The sequence below is a fragment of the Thermocrispum sp. genome (assembly GCF_002919275.1).
In the GTDB taxonomy this organism is placed as follows: domain Bacteria; phylum Actinomycetota; class Actinomycetes; order Mycobacteriales; family Pseudonocardiaceae; genus Thermocrispum; species Thermocrispum agreste.
The window spans coordinates 22,515-37,096 of sequence record NZ_PKFA01000042.1 but is presented as its reverse complement, the minus strand read 5'-3'; the positions used below and the strand labels follow the sequence as shown (position 1 = coordinate 37,096).

Annotated in this window: 14 protein-coding genes; 7 read left to right on the top strand and 7 right to left on the bottom strand. The window is 68.0% G+C overall.

Going from position 1 to position 14,582, the window contains the following annotated elements:
- Positions 1 to 151 precede the first annotated feature (151 nt).
- Together CXP56_RS09330 and CXP56_RS09325 are read right to left on the bottom strand one after the other, a co-directional pair.
- Positions 152 to 829: a DUF2334 domain-containing protein gene (locus CXP56_RS09330; protein ID WP_051309967.1), complete on the bottom strand. Its 678-nt coding sequence runs from the start codon at positions 827 to 829 to the stop codon at positions 152 to 154.
- Positions 830 to 1,823: 994 nt separating this feature from the next.
- On the bottom strand, positions 1,824 to 2,735 hold the full coding sequence (locus CXP56_RS09325; protein ID WP_286900760.1) for a sulfite exporter TauE/SafE family protein: 912 nt from the start codon (positions 2,733 to 2,735) through the stop codon (positions 1,824 to 1,826).
- A 108-nt stretch (positions 2,736 to 2,843) separates the two neighbouring features.
- Between CXP56_RS09325 and CXP56_RS09320 the strand changes: the two genes are divergently transcribed.
- On the top strand, positions 2,844 to 3,644 hold the full coding sequence (locus CXP56_RS09320) for an SAM hydrolase/SAM-dependent halogenase family protein (protein WP_028847021.1): 801 nt from the start codon (positions 2,844 to 2,846) through the stop codon (positions 3,642 to 3,644).
- A gap of 26 nt (positions 3,645 to 3,670) precedes the next feature.
- Here CXP56_RS09320 and CXP56_RS09315 read toward each other — a convergent pair whose 3' ends face one another.
- Together CXP56_RS09315 and purB are read right to left on the bottom strand one after the other, a co-directional pair.
- Entirely contained in the window at positions 3,671 to 4,507 is an 837-nt protein-coding gene (locus CXP56_RS09315; RefSeq protein ID WP_028847020.1) for an MOSC domain-containing protein, read from the bottom strand.
- Between the two features lie 21 nt (positions 4,508 to 4,528).
- Positions 4,529 to 5,959, bottom strand: a complete 1,431-nt coding sequence (gene purB, locus CXP56_RS09310) for an adenylosuccinate lyase (protein ID WP_028847019.1) — start codon at positions 5,957 to 5,959, stop codon at positions 4,529 to 4,531.
- Between the two features lie 231 nt (positions 5,960 to 6,190).
- On the opposite strand from purB, the gene CXP56_RS09305 reads away from it, so the two are divergent.
- Positions 6,191 to 6,406 (top strand): dodecin, encoded by a 216-nt coding sequence (locus tag CXP56_RS09305; protein ID WP_028847018.1) that lies wholly within the window; start codon positions 6,191 to 6,193, stop codon positions 6,404 to 6,406.
- Here the strand turns inward: CXP56_RS09305 and CXP56_RS09300 are convergent.
- Positions 6,372 to 6,857: a DUF6328 family protein gene (locus CXP56_RS09300; protein WP_286900756.1), complete on the bottom strand. Its 486-nt coding sequence runs from the start codon at positions 6,855 to 6,857 to the stop codon at positions 6,372 to 6,374. The genes CXP56_RS09305 and CXP56_RS09300 overlap by 35 nt on opposite strands.
- 560 nt (positions 6,858 to 7,417) lie before the next feature.
- On the opposite strand from CXP56_RS09300, the gene CXP56_RS09295 reads away from it, so the two are divergent.
- Positions 7,418 to 8,614: an ATP-binding protein gene (locus CXP56_RS09295; RefSeq protein ID WP_028847016.1), complete on the top strand. Its 1,197-nt coding sequence runs from the start codon at positions 7,418 to 7,420 to the stop codon at positions 8,612 to 8,614.
- 265 nt (positions 8,615 to 8,879) lie between these two features.
- Here the strand turns inward: CXP56_RS09295 and CXP56_RS19025 are convergent, their stop codons facing one another.
- Positions 8,880 to 9,077, bottom strand: a complete 198-nt coding sequence (locus CXP56_RS19025; RefSeq protein WP_342665098.1) for a hypothetical protein — start codon at positions 9,075 to 9,077, stop codon at positions 8,880 to 8,882.
- Positions 9,078 to 9,191: 114 nt separating this feature from the next.
- The gene (locus tag CXP56_RS19020) at positions 9,192 to 9,473 is read right to left on the bottom strand and encodes a hypothetical protein (RefSeq protein ID WP_353744542.1); all 282 of its coding nucleotides are present in this window, start codon (positions 9,471 to 9,473) and stop codon (positions 9,192 to 9,194) included.
- Between the two features lie 209 nt (positions 9,474 to 9,682).
- On the opposite strand from CXP56_RS19020, the gene CXP56_RS09285 reads away from it, so the two are divergent.
- The 4 genes from CXP56_RS09285 (at position 9,683) to dnaB (ending at position 14,477) form a co-directional block, all read left to right on the top strand.
- Complete coding sequence (locus CXP56_RS09285) at positions 9,683 to 11,149, top strand: helix-turn-helix domain-containing protein (protein WP_286900755.1); 1,467 nt, start codon at positions 9,683 to 9,685, stop codon at positions 11,147 to 11,149.
- Between the two features lie 3 nt (positions 11,150 to 11,152).
- Positions 11,153 to 12,079, top strand: a complete 927-nt coding sequence (locus CXP56_RS09280) for an NAD-dependent epimerase/dehydratase family protein (protein WP_286900753.1) — start codon at positions 11,153 to 11,155, stop codon at positions 12,077 to 12,079.
- Between the two features lie 290 nt (positions 12,080 to 12,369).
- Entirely contained in the window at positions 12,370 to 12,624 is a 255-nt protein-coding gene (locus CXP56_RS09275) for a hypothetical protein (RefSeq protein ID WP_286900752.1), read from the top strand.
- A 452-nt stretch (positions 12,625 to 13,076) separates the two neighbouring features.
- Complete coding sequence (gene dnaB, locus CXP56_RS09270; protein ID WP_286900750.1) at positions 13,077 to 14,477, top strand: replicative DNA helicase; 1,401 nt, start codon at positions 13,077 to 13,079, stop codon at positions 14,475 to 14,477.
- Positions 14,478 to 14,582 lie beyond the last annotated feature (105 nt).

The window sequence follows — 14,582 nt, the reverse complement described above, 5'->3', positions numbered from 1 at the left end:
GCGGCTTTGTGCGCAGCTTTCACGGCCTTGCGGTTCATGCGCAACGCACGGCCCTGCCGGGTTCGTAATGGTGCACACCCCCGACGGCCGGCTGCTCGGCGTGCAGATGGTCGGCAGCGGCGACGGGGTCGCGAAGGCACAGCTCTCGCAGTCATGCGGCTTTGCCCGAGCGATCCGTCTTGCGCGCCACGAGCTGCCGATACGCCTGGGGCACGGCCCCGGCCTCCAACGCGATGTCCACCGCGTCCAGGAACGCTTGTCGCGGCCCCGGTCGGACCGCCTGCGTTGCGTCGATGTGCAGGCGAAGCAGCTCGACGCGATTGACCATGCGCGCAACGGTCAGCAGCAAGGCGAAGCAGCGCAGGGCTTCTGCGCGCTCCGAGCCACCGCCGCCGAACGGAAACACCCGCCCTCGGTGGACGGTTCCGGTGCGCAGATCGTGCACCCGGCCGCCGTCCGCACACAACGCGAGGCGGCTCTTCCGCAGTGCGGTCAAAGTCCCGTCCGAAACCATCCAGCCCGGCGGGGCGAACCCGGTCACCTCGCGGGCCGGGATCCCGGCCTGTGCCATGGCACTGGTCGCCGCGCTGATCCGCAGGCCGGCTTCGTGCTCGGACAACCCGGCGAACTCGGCGCGGCTGCTGCGCAGGACCGGCCGCTGCTGCGGGATCGGGTCGCCGTAGCCGTGGATCAGCAGGTCGTCCCCGCTGTGCACACGGGACCTCACCCAGTCGGCAAGGACGGGCGACGCCGCCACGCCGCGCGGGCGAACGAACAGAGCCACGGGTGTCGAGCGAGCCCGCAGCTCGGCGGTGATCTCGGTCAGCACCGGAAGGGTCGGTGCGCTTGCGCCGGAGAGTGAAACCAGGAGTCGTGAAGCCACGTGTCCAGTGAGCCAGAGTCCCATGACGGCGGCGCTACCGGAACGTGACAAAGACGCTGCAGCCCCGGACCGTCTCGGACACGGTCGGTGGCTGACGCCTGCTGATCCCGTGGTGTGCCGGGGCTGGCTTGGCCTGTCCGGCCGGGGTTGCCGGGTGTGGGTCTGGTGTGGCTGATCGCTGGGGTTGTCGGGGTGGGTTGCCTGGCTTGTGTCGGGGGTTGGGGGTTCCGGCTTGCTTGGTCGGATGGGTCGGGGTGGGGTTGGTGTGGCTTGTTTGGCCGGGGTTGCCGGGTGTGGGTCTGGTGTGGCTGATCGCTGGGGTTGTCGGGGTGAGTTGCCTGGCCCTGAGTCGGTGGGGTGGGTCCGTTCCGGTTCGTCGGGCCGGATCACCGGTATCGGGCCTGCTTGCCTGATTGGCTGGGGCTGTCCGGTGTCGGACTGGGCGAGCCTGAACTGGCAGGGGCATCGGGTGTCGCGGCTGGCCCTGCCTGACGGCGTTACCGGCTGGGCTGCCGGGCCCGGCGTGGCCTGTTCGGCCGGGTCGCCGGGCGGGCCTACTTGGCTTGTCTGGCCGCGGTTGGCGAGTGTGGAGCCGATCTGCCCGGCTGGGGTGACCGGGTGCCGGGGCCGGCCTGACGGCCTGACACACCTCACCGGGTGCCTGTCGGCCCGGGCCGCTCGTTCGAATCACCGGGTGCCTGCAGGTCCCGGACCGCTCGTGCGAATCATCGGGAGCCGGGGGCGCCTTGTCCAGCTCACCGAGTCAACGCCGCCCGGTACCCCGTGGCCGGCCCAAGGAGCAGCCCGGTGCCGAGACCACTCGGCCCGCCAGGCCATACGGCGCCGGCCACCTCGGTGTCACCCGCCGCGGGCCACCGGGCGGCGACTTCGCCCAGATCGCCAGCGCCGCAGGCGTCGGCGCCGTAGTGGCCTTTCCGGATCAGCCCTCCGCCGCGAGTGCGAGCTCGCCTTCCTCGGTCTTCTCGGCCTTGGCGCGCTCGGCACGCGTGGCCCGCACCGCCGACACGACCGCGATGATCCACAGCGCGGCCACGGCCACGTGGATGGCGATGTTGAGGCTGCGTGCGGTGCCGAACTCGGACAGCAGCTTGTCGGTGTTGGTGAGCACGATGAGGCCGCCTGCGGCGGCGCCGAGCACGCGGGGCGGCAAGAAGCGCACCAGCCACGCGGCCACCGGAGCCGCGATCACGCCACCCAGGAGCAACCCGAGGACGATGGTGAAGTCCACGCCGGACCCGCTCAGGGCGAACAGGAAGCTGACGCTGGCCGACAGCGCCACGATGAACTCCGCAGCATTCACCGACCCGATCACCTTGCGCGGGTGCAGCCGGCCGCTGGACAGCAGGGTGGTGGTGGCAAGCGGCCCCCAGCCACCGCCGCCGGACGCGTCGACGAAGCCGGCCACCAGGCCGAGCGGCCCGAGGAACTTCGCTCCCGGCCGACGGTTCGCCACCAGCGTCCCCAGCCGCAGGAAAGCGAACCGCACCAGCACGTAGAGGCCGAGCAGGGTCAGCAGCGCGGCGATCCACACACTGGCGAACTCGGTGGACACCGAGACCAGTGCGTACGCGCCGAGGGCAGCCCCGATGCCGCCAGGCACCGCAAGCAAACCGACGGTGCGCCAGTCGACGTTGCCGAAACGCCAGTGCGAGACACCGGAGATCAGCGTGGTGCCCACCTCGGCAAGGTGGATGGACGCCGATGCCAGCGCCGGCGCCACGCCGATGGCCAGCAGCGCGGTCGTCGCGGTGACGCCGAAGGCCATGCCCAGTGACCCGTCGACCAGCTGGGCCAGAAATCCGGCTAACCCGAACAACAGCAAACTGGGCATGTCCTCTCCTCGGCGTTCACTCTGTCGCGTGACAAACGCCTACGATCGTGAGGGCCGAGCCATCATTTGGAAACGCTTCCCACATGTTGAACGAGCGACGGAGCGGGCATGTACGAGTGGATTTCGTTCACCACGGACTACGGCCTGCGTGACCCGTTCGTCGGGGTGTGCCACGGCGTGATCGCCCGCATCGCGCCACGCTGCCGCATCATCGACATCACGCACGGCGTGCCGCCGGGGAACATCCGGCACGGGGCCTTCGCGCTCGCCCAAGCGGTCGGCTACCTGCCGCCCGCGGTGCACCTCGCGGTGGTCGACCCCGGTGTCGGGACCGAGCGCAGGGGCATCGTGCTGATCGCCGCGTCCGGAGTGCTGGTCGGCCCGGACAACGGTCTGCTGCTGCCTGCGGCCGATGCGCTCGGCGGAGCCCGGCACGCGATCGAGCTGGTGGCGGAGGAATTCCGCCTGCACCCGGTCTCGTCGACTTTCCACGGTCGCGACCTCTTCGCGCCCGCCGCGGCTCACCTGGCAGCCGGTGTCGACCCGGCCGAGTTCGGACCGTCGATTCCGCTCGACGAGCTGCATCGGCTGCCCACGCCGGCACCGTCGGTGCGCCCAGGGGAAGTCGTCGCCGGAGTGGCGACGATCGACCGGTTCGGGAACGTGCAGCTGACGGCGCAGGCGTCGAGCCTGACGGAGGCCGGCCTGGCCGAGGGCACCAGGGTGCGCATCCAACAGCGGTTCGACGGCGTTGTCGGCAGGACGTTCGCCGACGTCAGTGACGGAGAGCTGGTGGTGCTGGCCGATTCCGCCGGCCACGTCGCGATCGCCGTCAACGGCGGCTCAGCGGCACAGCGGCTGGGGCTCGGCGCCACCGCGACCGATCAAGTGACGATCTCCGCGGACTAGGACCAAGCATCGGGCCGGCCGCTGCCTCAATCGGCCGTCAGCCCGGGGCCCCACGCGGTCACGTCGACCGGATCTCCCACGGCGAGGCGGCCCGGCCGGACGACATTGCATTTCACCGCGAAGGCGACCCGTCCCTTCTCCGGGTCACGTCGGTAGGTGGCCAGCGTGCGGATCGGCTCGGATCCCCGCCGCACGCCCGTCGCCTGATCCACCAGCGTGATCGAACACCGGGTGTCTCGCTTGGCGAAGCCGATCTCGGCGGTCCCGACGATCATCCGCCGTGCTCGATCTTCGATGAACGGTTCGGTCCAGCCGTCGACGACGATGTTGGGCCGGAAGCGATCCATCGGCACGGGTTCGCCGCCGCGCATGACGATGCGTTCGTTCAGGTCGGCCAATGACGCCAGAGACGCCACCGTCAGCGCTTGCCCGTCCGCGAACCCGGTCGTCCCCGGCGTTTCGCCGCTGGCCACCCGATGATGATCCGGCGCCACCCGTACCAGGCGGCACGGCCTGCGGAGATAGTCGCCGAACCACGTCGCAGCGTCGTCACCCTGATCCACTCCGTCGCCGCTGAACGTGAACACGGTCACCGGGTGCCGCTTGCCGTCGAGCTGAACAGGAATGCTCAACTGCCCCTGCGACGACGCCCTCACCGTCAGCACGTCATCTCGCAGGTCGACGGTGACTGCGGCCAACGCCGGGTACTCGCGCTGAGTGATACAGCGACCGAACTCGTCGACCACAGCGAACGAGCGATCGTGGCGGAGGCCAGTGGCCAGCACGTCGGACGCAGGCACGCTGACACCGCGGCACGACTTGACCGGGTAGTAGTGCAGCGAATGGACGACCGGGAGCGGCATGCGGCCGACTCTATGCCGGAACTAGAGGATGGGGGCGGGTGTGTACGCGGCCGCCTCCGGGTACCGCTTCACGATCTCGTCCACCCGGCGCACGACGGAATCCACCTGCGCCGAGGCCAGCCCGGTGAACGACAGCGGATCGGCCAGCAGCGATTCCAGCTGCGCCCGGTCGAGCGGCAGTGTTTCGTCGGCCGCGAGACGGTCGAGCAGGTCGTTCTCCGCGGCGCCCTGCTCCCGCATGGCCAGTGCGGCCGCCACCGCGTGACGTTTGATCGCCTCGTGCGCGGCCTCCCGCCCGACGCCTGCGCGCACGGCCGCCATCAGCACCTTCGTGGTGGCCAGGAACGGCAGGTAACGGTTCAGTTCGCGCTCCACCACCGCGGGGAACGCACCGAACTCGCTCAGCACGGTCAGGAACGTCTCCAGCAGGCCGTCGGCGGCGAAGAACGTGTCGGGCAGGGCGACCCGGCGAACCACCGAGTCGGACACGTCACCCTCGTTCCACTGCTGGCCGGCCAGCTCGCCCGCCATGGACGCATACCCACGCAGCACCACGGCCAGCCCGTTGACCCGTTCGCACGAGCGGGTGTTCATCTTGTGCGGCATCGCGCTCGATCCCACCTGGCCGGGCTGGAATCCTTCGGTGACCAGCTCGTGCCCGGCCATCAGTCGGATCGTGGTGGCCAGGTTGGACGGCGCGGCGGCCAGCTGCACGACGGTGGTGATGACCTCGTAGTCCAGCGAACGCGGGTAGACCTGGCCGACCGACGTCAACACCCGCTCGAAGCCCAGGTGCTCGGCCACCACCCGTTCCAGCTGCTCGACCGCCGCCTGCGAGCCCAGCAGGTCGAGCATGTCCTGCGCGGTCCCGACCGGGCCCTTGATCCCGCGCAGCGGGTACCGCTGCAGCAGACCCTCCAGCCGTTCGAAGGCCACCAGCAGCTCGTCGGCGGCCGTCGCGAAGCGTTTGCCCAGCGTGGTGGCCTGCGCGGCGACGTTGTGCGAGCGGCCCGCCATGACCAGCGTGGCGTGCTCGGCGGCCAGCTGGGCCAGCCGCGCCAGCACGGCGACCGTGCGGTCCCGCAGCAGCTCGAGCGACCGCTTCTGCTGCAGCTGCTCGACGTTCTCGGTCAGATCGCGGGAGGTCATGCCCTTGTGCACGTGCTCGTGCCCGGCCAGCGCGTTGAACTCCTCGATACGTGCCTTCACGTCGTGCCTGGTGACGCGCTCACGCGCGGCGATCGACGCCAGATCGACCTGGTCGATGACCCGCTCGTAGGCCTCGATCACCCCGTCGGGTACCGGGACACCGAGCTCGGCCTGGGCCCGCAGCACCGCCAGCCACAGCTCCCGCTCCAGCCGGATCTTGTGCTCCGGAGACCACAACCGTGCCAGCTCCGCGGACGCGTACCGGCTGGCCAGGACGTTCGGGATCTGCGGCTTCTCGGTCACGCCTACAGCGTACGGGCAGCGCTGAAGCGTCAGTCTCGGCGTTTGGTGCGAGTGCGGCGACCGCCACGGCGGGGAAGAATCGGGGCAGTGTCGATCACTGTCGATCACTGCGGCCACTGTCGATCACTGTGGCCACCGTCGACCACTGTGGCCACCGTCGACCACTGTGGTCACGGTCGATCACGGTGGTCACAGTCGATCACTGACCATCACCGGGCGTGAGGAGTCGAAATGAGCAACCGCACCTATCGCGTGACCGAGATCGTCGGCAGCTCCACCGAGAGCGTCAGCGACGCCATCCGGAGGGCCGTGCGCCGGGCCTCGCAGACGCTGCGCGGGCTCGACTGGTTCGAGGTCACCGAGATCCGCGGGCACATCGTCGACGGCGACGTGGGGCACTTCCAGGTCGGTCTCAAGGTCGGTTTCCGGCTGGAGGATCCTGCTTGATCCGCTGCAGCCTGCGCGGAGCGACCACCCACAGGTAGGTGAAGCACGCGGACACCAGCACCGCGAGCACGATCAGTGCGACCAGGCCGAACACCACGTAGCCGATCAACGACACGGTGACGGTGAGCGCTGCCGCCAGGCAGGCCAGGCCGGCCAGAACCATGCGGTTGCCTTCGGCAAGGATCTCCCGGCGCAGTCCTTTCCGGAACAGCACGCGGTGCCACGTGGCCGGGGCGGACAACAGCGCGGTGGCCAGCACCGCAAGGAGCACGGCGGCCAGGTGCAACGCCTTCACCAGCAGTCCGGCTTCGGCGAACATCGGCGTGAACACCACGGCGAGCAGGAAGCCGAACAAGATCTGCACGCCGGCCTGGGCGACCCGCAGCTCACCGAGCAACTCGTTGACGTTGCGGGTCAGCCGCTGGTGTTCCGTCTCACCCCGCTCCGTCATGTCCACAGCATTCACCTGTTCGAACGAAGGTCAAACGCACAGGAGCTGGACTTGACCGGTTCAGCGACGGGCAAACCGCGCCCCTGAGGCCGACGCCGAACGCTCAAAGCTCGGCGTCGGCCCGCCGCCGGTCAGCCGGCCACGTTCAGGACCCGCCTACTCGCCCACCACGTCCGGCGGCGCGACGCCGATGAGTTCCACAGGCGAGCCGCAGGAACCGTGGCCCGTCCCCCAGGCGCCTAGGCGAATATGTGGCCGTATTGGCTCCGTCCTAGAGAGCCGTACAAGGCGCGACACCGCACTCTGTCGATGTATACCCATCTATTCGTCGAATAGTAGAAGGTCGAATACTGTGCACTACTCGTCCTCGCCGACCCGGCTTCCAGGGGGTCGCCGCTCGTGTTCTATTGCCTTATCTAGCGCGAGACATATAGAGCCATAGAAAGCGCCATTGGCCGACGTGTCGGTCCTCGGAGGCCGCGGGCGGCGCCTCGACACGCCGTAGCCTTGTATGCCGCAATATCGGGTCTGCGCTAGAGATGCGGATACTGTTCTAGGGCATGGACCCGGTTCGCAACCCGTTCGCTCCCGGTGCGGGGCAACGCCCTCCCGAACTCGCCGGACGGGAGCGCGAGCTCCATGCCTTCGAGGTCGTGCTGGAACGAGTCGCGCGCGGACGCCCGGAGCGCAGCCTGGTGCTCACCGGACTGCGCGGCGTGGGCAAGACCGTCCTGCTCGGCGAGCTGCGTTCGATGGCGATGCGGCGCGGCTGGGGCACCGGCAAGATCGAAGCGCGCCCGGACTCCGAGCTGCGCAGGCCGCTTTCCGCCGCGCTGCACCGGGCGATCCGGGACCTGGCCGTCCGCCACCGCGCACCCGATCGCGTGGACGAAGTTCTTGGCGTGCTCAAGGCCTTCGCGCTACGCGCCAGCAAGCCGGACGCCAAGCTGCGTGATCGCTGGCAGCCCGGCATCGACGTACCGGCAGCGACGGGACGTGCCGATTCCGGGGACATCGAGATCGACCTGGTCGAACTGTTCACCGACGTGGCCGAGCTCGCCGCGGACGTCGGTACCGGCGTCGCCTTGCTCATCGACGAGATGCAGGACCTGCAGCCGCAGGACGTGTCCGCGCTGTGCGCGGCGTGCCACGAGCTGTCGCAGTCCGGTGCTCCTCTGGTCGTCGTCGGCGCCGGCCTGCCGCATCTGCCCACGGTCCTGTCCGCGTCGAAGTCCTACTCCGAGCGGCTTTTCCGGTACACGCGCATCGACCGGCTGGAACGCGGAGACGCCGATCAGGCGGTCCGGGTGCCGATCGAACGAGAAGGCGCGGGCATCAAACCGGAAGCACTGGACGCCCTGTTCGAAGCGTCGGGCGGCTATCCGTACTTCATCCAGGCCTATGCCAAGGCTGCTTGGGATGCTGCCCCCACCGACCCGATCGGTCCCGAAGACGTCGAGGTCTCCGCGCCGGAAGCGGAAGCCGAGCTCGCCGTCGGCTTCTTCGGCTCCCGGTACGAGCGGGCCACTCCGGCGGAACGGGAGTACCTGCTGGCCATGGCGGAACTGACCAATGGTCGCGACGAGTCGGCGCGCAGCGCGGACGTCGCCGTCTACCTCGGCCGGAAGCCTTCGTCGCTGTCGCCGGCGCGAGACAGCCTGATGAAGAAGGGCCTGGTGTACTCCGCCGAGCGTGGCCGTATCGCGTTCACGGTGCCGCACTTCGGCCAGTACCTGTTGAACCGGCCGGACGATTGATTACCTGCGCGTTACCCCGCAATGACCAGGTAAAACTGGACGTAAAGGGATATTTCTGGCGCTGTCTATCGACCGGTTGAGTGATTCATGTCACAGTCGGGGAAATCTGTAACACGCTGTATGTGGGCGCCGATAGCCCAGGTGACCCCGTGATGCTGGCGGACCCCCGACCTGGCAGCACCACGGGGTTTTCCAATGTCTGCATCCGGCCGCTCCGTCGGCCGGTGCTGCGACGGGCCATCATCGGCGCCTGGCCTGCTTGGCATCACTCGCGGGCTGCACCCTCCGGCCGGATCACAGTGACCGGAATGCTGCGTGCACGAGCAGCAGTGACCACGTCGGCGGTTCCTCCGTAGCCGTCTGACGGCTCGCCGTCCCACACTGCGATCAGGACATCCACATTGCTGAGCACGTGCTCACTTGCGGCCATGTACGCCTCGCGGTTGGACTGCTGGAACGGCATGACATGGACCTTGTCGGCCTTGCCGATCAGCTCGTCGAACTCGGCGGCGTTGTCCGGCTTGACCTTGCGCTCCCGGTAGTCGGCGGCGGGCAGGACGACTTCGAGCTTGCCGCCCTACTCCAGGACGACGCGGGCGAACACCTGATCCGCGCCACGCGCGAGGCAGCTCACCCCGACCAGCGTGGCGGGATCGTGCTGGGCCAGCTCGGCACGGATCTCGTCAGCGACCAGCGGAATGGTTGGGGCGGAGAGGTTGGAATGGCCGGTGATCCGATACGCAACGGAGTGGGATCTTTCTTCCGACCAACCAGGTGCGCCCTGATCCCGGATGTGCGGAGAAGCCGTGAACGATGCGATCGGCCGCGATCGCACACCACGTACGGCCTCGCCAAGCACACTTGCAACGTCCGTCCGACCTGCACCCACCAGTCTCCTTGGACGCGCCATCACGGCCGACTTGTCAACCGGGCGTCCGGGTAGTGCCGGACGCGTCGGATGATGAACTATCGGAACTATCGGCAGTCCGATGTCGCTGTGCAGGCTGTAGCGGGCACGAAGGTGCCAGGCTTCCCGGCAAACTGTGATTTGGCAGAAGGGAGGCAGGCGTGGCACAGGACACCGGTCGGTGGCTGTATGTAGCCGGATCTTCGGACGCGCCACCGGACGGGTCCAATGCTGGTGACGTCATCCGTTGGTTCCGCCAGGAGCGCGGACTGTCCCAGACAGAGGTGGCCAAGCTTCTGCACACCACACAGTCGAGGGTTTCGAAGATCGAGAACGGTGACATCCTGCTGAAGCTCGACGAGCTTCGCGAAGTGGCGGCGCGGCTGAGCATCCCGCCGGAGCATTTCGGCGTTCTACCCGACTGCAGCGCGGACTCCGTCCCGGATCCACGACAGATCAGCGACCTGCAGGGCTCGGAATGGGAGAGCCAGCAAGCTTGGCGGGTCGTACGTTCCGAACTCAACGCGCACCGGGTCACGTTGAGCGATCTCGCGGCCGACTTGTACCCCGGCTTTGCTCGTATACCCGGAACGACGATTCTTACCAGGGACGACTGGACACCGGGCGAGCCGGTGGAGCTGGCCGACATCCGATTGACCTGGCGACCGGACGATCGGATGCCAATCCCGGCGATCACCGGAAGCATCGAGCAAACCGCCCACGTTCGCCCGCTCACGGCAACTGGTGCGCGATACCGCCGCTATTCGTTGGCACTGCGTGATCTGGCCCGCCCCAGATTGCTCGACAACCGCTTCGGATACCGTTTGCTGGATGCGAGGTGGTCCGCAGGGAAAGGCGTCTTCGAGTTCGGCTACACGTGCTACTTCGATGTGCTCGATGTGCATGAGGCGGTAGCTCACGAGTTCGCCGATGCGTGGTTGCGCGCTGGGCGGAGACGTCCGAGCTTTGCCGATTTGACCCTGCGTCGCCATGTCGCCGACCCGTTCGACCTGGCGGCTCGGCCAGTCATGCCGAGCATCAACACGCTGACGATCAGACGAGACCCGATCGACGGCCACCGAATCTACCTGCACCGTAGGGACGCCAAGTCGGTCGCTGCGGCCGGTGGCATGTACCACGTGATCCCCGCCGGGATGTTCCAGCCCGCGGCTTTGGCCCCCGCCCATCAGGCCAACGATTTTTCCATTTGGCGAAACATTCAACGCGAATACTCGGAAGAATTTCTGGGCAACCCCGAGCACGACGAAAACTCGGTGGACCCCGTCGACTACTTGAACAGTGATCCGTTCAAGTCATTCATGGCCGCTCGCGATGCCGGGGACTTCCGCGTATTCGTCTGCGCCCTGGTGGTGGAACCACTGACGTTGTGGATCGAATTTCTCACCGTCGCGGTGATCGAAGGGGCGGTCTTCGACCGTCTCTTCGCCACCATGGTCGCCCGGAACGACGAAGGCTCCGCGGTGGGCACAGCGGCAGGCCGGCCGACCGTGGGCATCCCGTTCACCTCGGACTCGATCCAGCGGCTGCGTGACGAGCCACTGTCGCCGATTGCGCGCGCGTGCCTCACGCTGGCCTGGGAGCATCGGCACCGATTGCTGGGAGCTTGAGGCGTGCGAGTACTGGTCACCGGCGCAACCGGTTTCGTCGGCAGGGCGGTTGTGGCTGCCTTGGCCAAGGCAGGTCACGACGTCGTCCCAATGGCGCGACGCAGCGGCCAGTTGTCAGGGCGTGTCGCCGATGTGCGCGATTCCGACGCTGTCCGTGCAGCAGTCGCCGGCGTCGACGCCGTCTGTCATCTGGCTGCTCTGACAAGAACACGCGAGTCAGCATCCGCCGCATCCGACTACTGGGCAGTCAACGTCGGTGGAACTTTCAACGTCGTATCGGCATTGCTCGCCACAGCGAGCCCGGCAACGCCGAAACGGCTGGTACTCGCCTCGACTGCCGCTGTTTACGGGACGAACGTCCCGCAGCCAGTGACGGAGGACTCGCCCACCGTGCCGGCAAATCCGTATGGCGCGAGCAAGCTCGCCGCAGACCACATCGTTGCCGGCTGCACCGCTACCGGCGCGATCGGCGCCGTAGCGCTTCGCGCGTTCAACGTCGCCGGAGCTGCGCACGGCGCATCGGACCAGGACAACACGCGGATCGTGCCGAGGATCGTCGCGGTGCAAGCCGGCATCGCACCGGAGCTGACTCTCAATGGTGACGGCATGGTCGTCCGAGATTTCGTGCATGTCGCTGACATGGCAGACGCGTTCGTGCTCGCGCTGGAATCATGTACTCCCGGTAAGTGGCGGACGTACAACGTCGGAAGCGGGCGCGGCACATCACTCGCCAAGTTGGTGAAGATCGCAGAAGAGGTCAATGGCCGCCCGGTGCGGATGAAGCACGGGCCCCCGGTGGACGAGCCGGCAGTGTTGCTGGCCGACAGTTCACGGATACGCCGCGAATTGGGTTGGCACCCACGGCGCTCCGCGGTGGAGACCATCCTCGCCGACGCATGGCAAGCCCTGATCCGCAGCTGTTCCGGATAGGAATATTCCGGAAGCGAATATTCCCAGAATTCGCCGGATCGGCAGTCCCGCCGAGCGACAGTCGCGGTTTCATCACGGCATGGCCGTCACATCACGCCAAGCTGACCCCGCGCCGCAGCATCGGCCCGTCCTGACCGACATGCCGAAGCGCTACCCCACCAGGAGCAATGGCGGAACATCGCGCACCCCTACGAACTGCGATATCCGCACTACCCCTGCGCCAGGTGCGGATTGTGGCCGGGCGCGCCGATCCACCAGGTTCGCCCCGATCCCGGGTGTGCGGAGCAGCCGTGAACGATGCGATCGACCGCGATCGCGAGCTGTTCGCCCGGATCGCCGAGGTGAACCCCGGCGTGGTGCGCACGTTGAGCCTGCTGCTGTCCGAGCTCGACGGTGGCGGGCTCGATCCGACGACGATGAGGGAGCTGGGCGACCGGATCCGCCGGATCGGCGAGACGTCGATCATGCGGGCCGGCCGCGGCACGGCTGGCTACGGCGGCCGCGATGCGTGCCGGCCGCCGGGAAGCGCGACACGCCCGGGATGACGTTTTGCCGCGACACGCCGAACGTCTGATCACAATCTTATCCACAACTTATCCACAGGGTCTGACCTGCGGTTTTTCCCACATGGGGGATAGTTGTCCCCAAGTTGTCCACAGCCTCGCGGGCTCCTGTGAGCGACTGGGGACAGTTGCCCCCAAGTAGTCCACAGGTCATCCACAATTCATCCCCAGGCCGATTTGGCAGGGGTGCGCGGAGCGGTTTAGCGTGCCAACGTCCGCGCCGCCGGCAGCTGCGGCGAAAGACCCGTCAAACCCGACAAAAGTGAGCGTCGACCTGCGGCCGAGTCACCGTGGCCGGGGCGGGCGGCGCCACCCCGGCGGACGGCGGGTCGCCGATTCGTGGTCCGACACGACCGCAGCCTGCCCGCGGCAGGGGGATTCGTGCGGCATACTGGGAATCGAACGAGTGTTCGAGACGGGGAGGTTCAGCGGCGGTGGCATTGACCGACGACCGCAGTCCGGCACTCACCGGGTCCGCTCCGGCGTCCTCCACCCCGGGTGGCGGGTTCGACCGGCAACCACCGCAGGACATCGCGGCCGAGCAGTCGGTGCTCGGGGGGATGTTGTTGTCCAAGGACGCCATTGCCGACGTGTTGGAGGTGCTGCGGCCTGCCGACTTCTACCGTCCCGCGCATCAGGCGATCTACGACGTCATCCTCGACCTGTACAGCCGAGGTGAGCCGGCGGACCCGATCACGGTGTCGGCGGAGCTGGAGCGCCGCGGCGAGCTGGCCCGCGTGGGTGGTGCCCCGTATCTGCACACGTTGATCGCTACCGTGCCTACGGCCGCCAACGCCGCCTATTACGCGCAGATCGTGGCCGAGAAGGCGGTGCTGCGCAGGCTGGTCGAGGCAGGTACCCGGATCGTGCAGTACGGCTACGGCGCCGCCGACGCCCAGAGCGCGGCCGTGGACGAGGTGGTGGACCGGGCCCAGGCGGCGATCTTCGAAGTCACCGAACGCCGCACCAGCGAGGACTACGTGGCGCTGGAGGACCTGCTCCAGCCCACCATGGACGAAATCGACGCGATCGCCTCCGAGGGCGGCCTGGCCCGCGGGGTGCCCACCGGGTTCACCGACCTCGACGAGGTCACCAACGGCCTGCACCCCGGTCAGATGATCATCGTGGCGGCCCGACCCGGTATCGGTAAGTCCACCCTCGGGCTGGACTTCTGCCGGTCCGCCTCCATCAAGCACGGCATGACCAGCGTGATCTTCTCGCTGGAGATGAGCCGCACCGAGATCGTCATGCGCATGCTCTCGGCCGAGGCGAAGATCCGCCTGCAGGACATGCGCAGCGGCCGGATGTCCGACGACGACTGGACCCGCCTGGCCCGCCGCATGTCCGAGATCTCCCAGGCGCCGCTGTTCATCGACGACTCGCCGAACATGACCATGATGGAGATCCGGGCCAAGGCCCGGCGGCTCAAGCAGCGGCACGACCTCAAACTCATCGTGCTCGACTACCTGCAGCTGATGACCTCCGGCAAGAAGGTCGAATCCCGCCAGCAGGAAGTCTCCGAGTTCTCCCGCCAGCTCAAACTGCTGGCCAAGGAACTCGACGTGCCCCTGGTGGCCATCAGCCAGCTCAACCGTGGCCCGGAGCAGCGCACCGACAAGCGCCCCATGCTCGCCGACCTGCGTGAATCCGGCGCGCTCGAGCAAGACGCCGACATCGTCCTGCTCATCAACCGGCCAGACGCCACCGAACGCGACGACCCGCGCGCCGGCGAAGCCGACCTCATCCTGGCCAAACACCGCGCCGGCCCCACCACCACCGTCACCGTCGCCCACCAGCTCCACTACTCCCGCTTCGCCGACCTCGCCCGGGGGTAGCGGCGGTGGTCAGGCGGGTTGGTCAGCCGGGCGATGGCCGGCCTGCAGGGGCGGTACGGGGAGCGGCGGTCATTGTCGTGGCCTCCTTGCCAGGCCGCACCGGAG